At 71.3% G+C, this 7,267-nt stretch carries 8 protein-coding genes; 3 read left to right on the top strand and 5 right to left on the bottom strand.

Translation table 11 applies throughout. The features are described 5' to 3' along the window. Positions 1 to 426: 426 nt before the first annotated feature. The 5 genes from AB0N31_RS33595 to AB0N31_RS33575 all read right to left on the bottom strand — a co-directional run bounded on the left by AB0N31_RS33595 (position 427) and on the right by AB0N31_RS33575 (position 3,977). On the bottom strand, positions 427 to 1,278 hold the full coding sequence (locus AB0N31_RS33595; RefSeq protein WP_366062288.1) for a slipin family protein: 852 nt from the start codon (positions 1,276 to 1,278) through the stop codon (positions 427 to 429). Positions 1,279 to 1,537: 259 nt separating this feature from the next. After that, positions 1,538 to 2,287, bottom strand: coding sequence for an ATP-binding protein (locus tag AB0N31_RS33590; RefSeq protein ID WP_366062286.1), 750 nt, complete (start codon positions 2,285 to 2,287; stop codon positions 1,538 to 1,540). Beyond that, complete coding sequence (locus AB0N31_RS33585) at positions 2,227 to 2,979, bottom strand: GAF domain-containing protein (protein WP_366062285.1); 753 nt, start codon at positions 2,977 to 2,979, stop codon at positions 2,227 to 2,229. Before AB0N31_RS33585 ends, AB0N31_RS33590 begins: the two co-directional genes overlap by 61 nt. Before the next feature lie 418 nt (positions 2,980 to 3,397). Continuing rightward, on the bottom strand, positions 3,398 to 3,520 hold the full coding sequence (locus AB0N31_RS33580; RefSeq protein ID WP_366062284.1) for a hypothetical protein: 123 nt from the start codon (positions 3,518 to 3,520) through the stop codon (positions 3,398 to 3,400). Between the two features lie 46 nt (positions 3,521 to 3,566). Then, complete coding sequence (locus tag AB0N31_RS33575) at positions 3,567 to 3,977, bottom strand: hypothetical protein (protein ID WP_366062283.1); 411 nt, start codon at positions 3,975 to 3,977, stop codon at positions 3,567 to 3,569. A gap of 175 nt (positions 3,978 to 4,152) precedes the next feature. Here AB0N31_RS33575 and AB0N31_RS33570 point away from each other — a divergent pair, with 175 nt between their 5' ends. From AB0N31_RS33570 to AB0N31_RS33560, 3 genes are all read left to right on the top strand, one after another. Beyond that, positions 4,153 to 5,466, top strand: a complete 1,314-nt coding sequence (locus AB0N31_RS33570) for a cation:proton antiporter (RefSeq protein WP_366062282.1) — start codon at positions 4,153 to 4,155, stop codon at positions 5,464 to 5,466. A gap of 136 nt (positions 5,467 to 5,602) precedes the next feature. Continuing rightward, positions 5,603 to 6,016: a sulfatase-like hydrolase/transferase gene (locus AB0N31_RS33565; RefSeq protein WP_366062281.1), complete on the top strand. Its 414-nt coding sequence runs from the start codon at positions 5,603 to 5,605 to the stop codon at positions 6,014 to 6,016. Positions 6,017 to 6,042: 26 nt separating this feature from the next. Beyond that, on the top strand, positions 6,043 to 7,197 hold the full coding sequence (locus AB0N31_RS33560) for a hypothetical protein (protein WP_366062280.1): 1,155 nt from the start codon (positions 6,043 to 6,045) through the stop codon (positions 7,195 to 7,197). The last annotated feature ends 70 nt before the right edge of the window (positions 7,198 to 7,267 follow it).

Genomic DNA, 7,267 nt, shown 5'->3' with positions numbered 1-7,267 from the left:
GTAGCCGAAGCCCGGCTCCAGCGGCTCGATCACGAACCGGGAGCGGAACTCGTCGACGACCTCTTCGGTCAACGAGGGACGCTGAGCAATCAGCACGAGGTGTGGCCTCCAGTGTTCTGGCGCCCGCTATGTGACGCCGTAGACACCATGAAGAGTACGGGTGGTACCGGCGATGCGGTCGCTGCGGCAGAGAGCCGCCCCCCGTGTCGTTTCCCGGGCCACCGTGGGTCGGAGCTCCGCGCCGGCTGTACACCCCGTGCCACCTGGCCCTGGGGGGCATCGCCGTCTTCCTCGCCGCCCACTGACGGTGATGACGGTCGTCGTGACGATGACGGTCGTCGTGACGCTGCGGGTGGGTGGCGTCGGCCGTGGAGACGCCGCCCGGACGTGGCGCGCGGCCGGGCGACGCCTTCGCGAGTACGACGGTCACACGGTCTCGGGCACGCCGTTCGGCGTGGGAGCGGGGATCGTCTTGGTGAGGTCGGCGGGCAGCGCCTGGGAGGTGGCCGATGCCGTCTCCCGGGCGAGGAAGGCGCCGAGTTCGCCGATGGTGCTCATGAGGGGGGCGGGGAAGACGACCGTGCTGTTCTTGTCCACGGCGATCTCCACCAGGCTCTGCAGGTTACGCAGTTGGAGAGCAAGCGGGTGGGCCATCATCGTGTCCGAGGCGTCGCCGAGCGCGGCTGCGGCCAGGGACTCGCCCTCCGCGTTGATGATCTTCGCTCGCTTCTCCCGCTCGGCCTCGGCCTGGCGGGCCATGGCGCGCTTCATGCTGTCAGGCAGTTGGATGTCCTTGAGTTCGACCAGGGTGACCTCCACGCCCCATTCGACGGTGGCGACGTCGAGGATCTCGCGGATGTCGAGGTTGATGCGGTCGGTCTCGGAGAGCGTCTCGTCGAGCGTGTGCTGTCCGACCACCTTGCGCAGGGTGGTCTGGGCGATCTGGTTGATCGCCGCGTTCACGTTCTCGACCGCGATGACCGACTTCACCGCGTCGACCACCCGGAAGTAGGCGACCGCCGACACGTCCACGCTCACGTTGTCCCGGGTGATGATGCCCTGGGACTGGATGGGCATGGTGACGATCCGCAGCGACACCCGGTGCAGGACGTCGACGAACGGGATGACGAACCGCAGTCCCGGATCCCGGGTCCCCACCAGTCGGCCGAAGCGGAACAGCACTCCCTGCTCGTACTGCTTGACGATTTTCACGGCCATCGCGAGTACCACGGCCACGAGGACCCCGACGACGACCAGAACGATGATCATGACTCCCATGTGCTGCTCCTCAGAATGAGGACCACGTCGTTGCCGCGCGAGGTCCCGGGAAGGGGGGGTGGAGCACAGGTGCGTGAGCCGCGGGGCGTGGGCACGCTGTCCATGTGCTCGGGCCGTCGTGAGAGCCGCGCTGTCACTCGAGCGGGGGCGCGGGAGGCGGTGCGGACCGGGGGCCCGCCGTGTGTCCAGTATCTCTTGCCGTGTGCGTCCGCCGCTTGGGCCGAACGGTCCCCGACCTGCCGCGGGTTTCCAGGGACGCTCAGCCGTCGCCGGCGGGGAGGGGGACGGTCCACTCCAGGGTGGTGCCGGTGGGACGGCGGGGAGTGAGGGTGAGGGTGCCGCCGAGTTCCGTGGCACGGGCGTGGAGGTTGGCCAGTCCGCTGCGGCGGGTGCGGGTGGGGTCGATGCCGCTGCCGTCGTCGGTGACCCGCAGCCTCAGCTGGGTGACGGGGGCCTCGGCGGCGACGTCCACGGCCGTGGCCTGGGCGTGCCGGGCAGCGTTGGCGAGGGCCTCGCGGAGCACGGCGATCAGCTGGTCCGCGATGTCGTCGGGGACCAGGGTGTCCAGCAGGCCCGTCATCCGCAGCGCGGGGCAGAAGCCCAGGACCGCGCAGGCCCGACCGGTCTCGGCGACCAGCCGGGCCCGCAGGCCGGCCTCCCCGTCGGCGTCGCGCAGCCCGAGAGCGTAGATCGTGGATCGGATGACCTTGACGGTTTCGTCGAGGTCGTCCACGACCCGTTCGATCCGCTCGGCGGCCTGCGGGCGGTCGGCGAACTGCGTGAGGACCGACTGCAGCGACATCCCCGAGGCGAACAGCCGTTGGATCGCCAGGTCGTGCAGGTCGCGGGCGATGCGGTCGCGGTCGCCCAGGAGCAGGAGCTGTTCGGCCCCGCGACGGTGCTCGGCGATCTCCAGGGCGAGTGCGGCGTGGTTGGCGAATCCGGCGATCATCGTGACGGCCGCGTCGGCGAAGGCGGGGCGGCCGGGAGGACCGGAGACCTGGAGCACGCCGCGTACGTGTTCGGGGGTCCCGAGGGGGACCAGGAAGGCCGGCCCCAGAGGGGCAGGGCGGTGTCGTGCCCGGTTCGGGCGTCGGTGTTCCAGTCGTCGGTGGTGATGGTCTCCCCGGAGCCGTAGACCTTCGCAGCCAGCGTGTTGTCCGGCAGGACCAGCCCGCGGACGCGGTCGGTGTCCTGGCCGGCGGCGGCCTCGACGACCAGGTTTGCGGTGCCGGCAACGGGCACGGCGAGGGTCACCAGACTGGCGTCGGCCATCTCGCCGACCGTGGCGGTGAAGGTGTCCAGGACCTCCGCGGGGTCCGTTCCGCGCAGGAGACTGCGGGTGAGTTCGCTGCTGGCCGTCAGCCAGCGTTCCCGGCGCTGGACCGCGTCGTACAGGCGGGCGTTGTCGATCGCCACTCCGGCCGCGGCGGCCAGCGTCGCCAGCGCCACCTCGTCGTCGGCGTCGAACTCCGCCCCGCCGCGCTTGTCGGTCAGGTAGAGGCTCCCGAACACCGCCTCGTGAACACGTACGGGGACGCCCAGGAAGCTCCGCATCGGCGGATGCTCCGCGGGGAAACCGCCGGCGTCCGGGTGCTCGTCGAGGTCGGCCGGCCGCAGCGAGCGGGGCTCGCGGATCGGCAGTCGCAGTTGAGGCGCGGCCGCTTCTTCCTGCCGCGCAGCGCCCGTGTCCTCGTCCACGCCGGCTCCCCTCGGGAAGGCACATGCCCCCGCTCCCTCCAGCATGCGTCCGCCGGGCCGCCCATGACCCGCACGGGTGCGAACCGTGATCAGATGTTCACGTCGAGCGAGTGGACCCCCGGGCCGGAACGGGAACTGCACGGCACGGCGGCCAGATGGCCGAGCGATGCCGGACTGCTCACGGAGGCCCTGCCGCACGCCGCCGACGCGGGGCACTGCGGTGGTCGGGGTGGCCGCTGGGGCGAGGCCGTGCGGGTGGCGCACCTCCTTGAGCGCGAGGGGGCGTCCGGCGCTCACGGCGTCCAAGGGCAGCAGCGCGGTCCGCACCAGCAGCGGGGCCGGGGTCCAGACGAGGACGTCCCGGACCCGCCGTCCGTAACCGGCCCTCCACCGCCTGCGCAGTCTCTTTGCCCGGCCGTCACGACCCGCGTGGCACCGCGGAACGCGCCCGGTTGAGGGTGAGCCGGCGCCGGTGGCCGATCATGGCCACCAAGAGCACCACGAGGACCAGAACATTGACGCCGAGCACGGCGATGGGCATGCCCCCATCTCCTTTCACGGACGGCGACTGCTTCGCCCGCCCCGGCTCAGCGTTCCCGCGGGACCGTGCACAGGGCCCAGATCACGAAGGCGTACAGCGCGATCAGGGTGAGCGACCAGACGGGGTAGTACGGGATCGACAGGAAGTTGGCGATGATCAGCAGCCCCGCGATGCCGACCGCGACGACCCGTGCCCAGGTGGCGCGCGAGAAGAGGCCGACGCTCACGCCGATGGCGATGGCTCCGAGAAACAGCTGGATCCAGCCCCAGCTGGTCAGGTCGAACTGGAAGACGTAGTTGGGGGTGGACACGTAGATGTCGTCGTCGGCGATGGCCATGATGCCCCGGAACAGGTCGAGTACACCGGCGATGAACAGCATGACGCCGGCGAACGTCACCAGGCCGCCGGCGGCAGCACGGGACGTTTCCGAGCGGTGGTGCATAGAGCTTGTGGTCACGGCGGATTCCTCACTTCGGCGCTGAGACGCAGCGACTGGCGCTGCATCTCCGAGCATGTGGGGCGGCAGGGGAGGAGAGATCACCCGGAAGGGGTGATCTGCGCGGGGCGGATCACTGATGGGCTGGACGCGGACACCCACGAGGAGGCGGGCGAACGGACCGGAGGGCCCCGAGATGAGCGGTGAGGCCTGGACCGGTGTCGCGGTGGCCGGCGTCACCGCCGCGTACGCGCTGGGCTCGCGCCGGCTGGCGTCCACACCGGTGTCGTCGGCGACCGTGTTCGTCGGCTGCGGAGTTCTCCTGGGGCCCGCCGTGCTCGGTGTCATCGGCCCGGTGCACGACGCCGGGCCGATCCTCACCCTGCTCGAAGCGGCCCTCGCCCTGGTCCTGTTCACCGACGCCATGACCGTCCGGCGACGGGACCTGCGTTCCGGTGGCTTCCTGCCAGGTCGGCTGCTCGGTATCGGACTGCCGCTGAGCGCCGGAGCGGGCTGGCTGCTGGCCTGGCCCCTGCTGCCCGGGCTGAGCCTCTGGGAGCTCGCACTGGTCGGCGCGATCCTCGCTCCCACGGACGCGGCCCTCGGCAAGACGGCCATGTCCAGTCCCCGGGTCCCGCCGCTGGTACGGCAGGGTCTCAACGTGGAGAGCGGCCTGAACGACGGCATGGTGCTGCCGTTCTTCGTGCTCTTCCTGGCGGCCATTCCCGGCACGTCCGCCGCGCAGGAAGGGCTGAACGGGGTCTTCTGGCGCGCGCTCGTGCTGAGCACGGCACTGGGCCTGTTGATCGGCGGGTCCGGCGGCCGGCTGTTGCGGTCGGCGCAGACACGGCGATGGGTGTCGCCGGAGTGGGGGCAGCTCTTCGTCCCGGCCGTCGCGGCGGCATCGTACGCACTGGCCGTGGCGGTGGACGGCAGTGGCTTCATCGCCGCCTGGGCCGCCGGATTCGCCTTCGGTTTCGCCCTGCGCCGGTTCCGGGCGCGAACCGCCGGGCGGGCCGCAGCACGGCAGGAAGGGCCGGACCGTACCGCCGACTTCACCGAGAACCTCGGGGGCCTGCTGGCCTCGCTCAGCCTGCTGTTCTTCGGGGCGGTGCTGCTCGGTCCGGTGCTGGAGGACCTGAGCTGGCGGATCACCGCCTACGCCGTGCTCAGCCTCACCGTCGTCCGCATGCTCCCCGTGGCCCTGGCGCTCATCGGCAGCGGGCTCCGGCTGCCCACGGTGGCGTACATCGGGTGGTTCGGGCCTCGCGGTCTGGCGTCCGTCGTGCTGGGGCTGCTCGTTCTGGAGGAGCACGTGCACGGGGTGGAACTGCTGGGACGGGTGGTCGCGGTCACCGTCGGCCTGAGCGTCCTGCTGCACGGCGTCTCGGCCGTCGCCCTCGCCGCCCGTTACGGCAGCTGGCACGAAAGGACCGCGGCCACGGGCCGCAAGCTGCGCGAGGGCACCCCCGTTGCCGAGGCCGCGGAGCGGCGGATCACCGCTCGGTGACGTCGACGGCCACCGTGCTCGCCCGTGTGACCTGCGCGGGGCGGGTGTCACCCGCTACGGGTGAGGTGGCTCGGGTCGGCCGGGAACAGGGGGAGGGGGACAGCCGGTGAGGACTCGGCAGCGAGGGAGAATGGCCATGGCCAAGCCGTTCAAGGGGAAGATCGCCCTCGACATCCGTGACTCAGAGCCGGACCGGGCGCCGTACCTCGCGCCGCGGGCGCCCGAGAACGCCCCGAACGTGCTGGTGATCGCGTGGGACGACGTCGGCTACGGGACGATGGACTGTTTCGGCGGGCCGGTGAGAACGCCGACGATGACGCGGATCGCCGACATGGGCGTGCACTACTCGGCCTTCCGCACCACCTCGTTGTGCTCCCCGAGCAGGGCCTCGCTGATGACCGGCAGGAACGCGACGTCGAACGGGATGGCGACCATCGCCGAGCTCAGCGCTGGCTTCCCCGGGATCCCCACCCGCATCCCGTTCGGGAACGGCTTCATCTCGGAGGTCCTGGGCGAGCGCGGCTACAACACGTACTGCCTCGGCAAGTGACACCTCACCCCGGCGAGGAGACCAGCATGGCCGCTTACAAGGGGCGCTGGCCCCTGGGGTGCGGCTTCGAGCGGTTCTGGAAGCGCTGGGCCGGCCACGAGGGCGGCGTGGCCGACATGTGCCCGGTGGCATGGCCCGCGGGGATCGAAGCCCGGGCAGAGGTCCGCCGGCAGTACGTCCACGCGGTGGACCTCGTCCCCACGCTGTACGACCTCCTCGGCGTCGAGCCGCCCGAGGTGATCAAGGGCTACCCGCAGAACCCGATCGAGGGCGAGAGCTTCAGGGCTTCGCTCACCGACCCCGGAGCGCCGGGACGGCAGACCCAGTTCTACGCGATGCCGGGACAGCGGTCGATCCACCACGAAGGACGGCTCGCCTGCACGGTGCATCCGCCGCTGAGCGGCTGGGGCGACTTCGCGCTCGACGTGTGGGAGCTCTACGACACCGACCGCGCACGGTCGACGGACCTGGCAGCGCGGGAACCGGCCAGGCTCGAGACCCTCAAGAGCCTCCGGTACTACAACGCGGGTGTCCACGACGGGCTGCCGCTGGACGACCGCACCGTCCTGGAACAGGTCCTGGCCGAGCGCCCGCACGGAACTCCCGAGCGCGACAGTCACGTGTACTACCCCGACTCCGCGCCGGTGCCCGAGCAGTCCGGCGTCGTCACCAGCGGCCGGTCGTACACCGTGGCCGCCGGGATCGACGTCGGGTCCGTCGACGCCGAGGGCGTGCTGTACGCCCACGGCGGTGTCGCGGGCGGCCACAGCCTCTACGCCAAGGACCATCGCCTGCACTACGCGTACAACTGGGTCGGCACCCACCTGCAGGTCGTGGACGCCGACCGGGAGATCCCGCCGGGCACCCACGTGTTCACGGCCGAGTTCGCGGCGAACGGCCGCAGCGCCGACCCCGAGATGCCCGGCGCCGAGGGCACCCTCACCCTCTACGTGGACGACCAGGAGGTGGGCAGCGACGACATCGTCACCCAGCCCGGTTCCTTCTGTGTCGTCGGGGACGGGATCTGCGTGGGCCGCGACGACGCGTCGCCCGTGACGCCCGATCACCAGGGACCGTTCCCGTTCACCGGCGGCACGATCGACAAGGTCGTGGTCGACGTCTCCGGCGAACGGTACGTCGACCACGAGGCGCAGGTGAGCGGCTGGTTCATCGTCGACTGACGGCCGCGCCGACCGGCCGGCACTCCGGCCGCGACGCCAAGGGCCGGCGCCGGACCCGAATCACCCGCTG

Origin of the sequence: Streptomyces sp. NPDC051051, from assembly GCF_040682975.1 — a bacterium.
GTDB lineage: Bacteria > Actinomycetota > Actinomycetes > Streptomycetales > Streptomycetaceae > Streptomyces.
Note: the sequence above shows the minus strand (reverse complement) of the source record. Positions and strands in the feature narration are given on the sequence as shown.